Origin of the sequence: Enterobacter cloacae complex sp. IR5441, from assembly GCF_049238215.1 — a bacterium.
Taxonomy (GTDB): Bacteria; Pseudomonadota; Gammaproteobacteria; order Enterobacterales; family Enterobacteriaceae; genus Enterobacter; species Enterobacter hormaechei_C.
Genome location: NZ_JBMKIA010000119.1, coordinates 1 through 924, shown reverse-complemented (window position 1 = coordinate 924; position 924 = coordinate 1). Strand labels below are relative to the sequence as shown.

Annotated in this window: 1 protein-coding gene; it reads left to right on the top strand. The window is 60.0% G+C overall.

From position 1 onward, the window contains the following. The first annotated feature begins 172 nt into the window (after nucleotides 1-172). Nucleotides 173-730, top strand: coding sequence for a recombinase family protein (locus ACOTX5_RS26640; RefSeq protein ID WP_003100847.1), 558 nt, complete (start codon nucleotides 173-175; stop codon nucleotides 728-730). The last annotated feature ends 194 nt before the right edge of the window (nucleotides 731-924 follow it).

Sequence of the window (924 nt, the reverse complement as noted above, 5' to 3'; positions counted from 1 at the left end):
GTCAGGCGTCGCTGCGCATGGAGCAAGCGCTGTGGCCGGAGGATTACGAGCGGATGACGCGCGAGGTTGAGGAAGCCCTGCGGCAAGCCACCGACGCCAACGCCAGATCGTACACCCACGAAGAAGTGATGCAGGCGATGCAGGAACGCATCGACCGGGCGCGAGACAAGCCATGTTGATTGGCTATGCGCGCGTCTCGACGCAGGATCAGAACCTGGAGCTGCAACGCGAAGCCTTGAGCAAGGCCGGATGTAAAAAGGTCTTCGAGGACAAGGTGAGTGGCACGCGGGCAGACCGGCCTGGCTTGGCCAAGACGCTCGAAATGCTGCGCGAAGGCGATACTTTGGTCGTCTGGAAGCTCGACCGGCTGGGCCGGTCGGTCAAGCAACTGGTCGATCTGGTCGGCGATCTGCACAAGCACGGTGTCCAGTTCAGGAGCCTCACCGACTCCATCGACACCGGCACACCATCCGGGCGGTTCTTCTTCCACGTCATGGCGAGCCTTGCCGAAATGGAGCGCGAGCTGACCGTCGAGCGCACCCGCGCCGGGCTGGAAGTCGCCAAGCAGCTCGGCCGCAAAGGCGGCCGCAAGCCGAAGATGACCGACAGCAAGATCGAGTCGGCCAAGAAGCTGCTGGCCAGCGGGGTGCCGCCCAAGGACGTGGCCAAGAACCTCGGCGTGTCCATTCCGACGCTGTACCGCTGGGTGCCAGCCTCCACGCACGCTTAGCGTGCTTTATTTAATGAGATGGTCACTCCCTCCTTCCCAGTACTATGCTGAGGACAGGCTTTCATTCGGAGACCCTCATGGAAAACATTGCGCTTATTGGTATCGATCTGGGTAAGAACTCTTTCCATATTCATTGTCAGGATCATCGTGGGAAGGCCGTTTACCGTAAAAAATTCACCCGACCAAAGCTAATC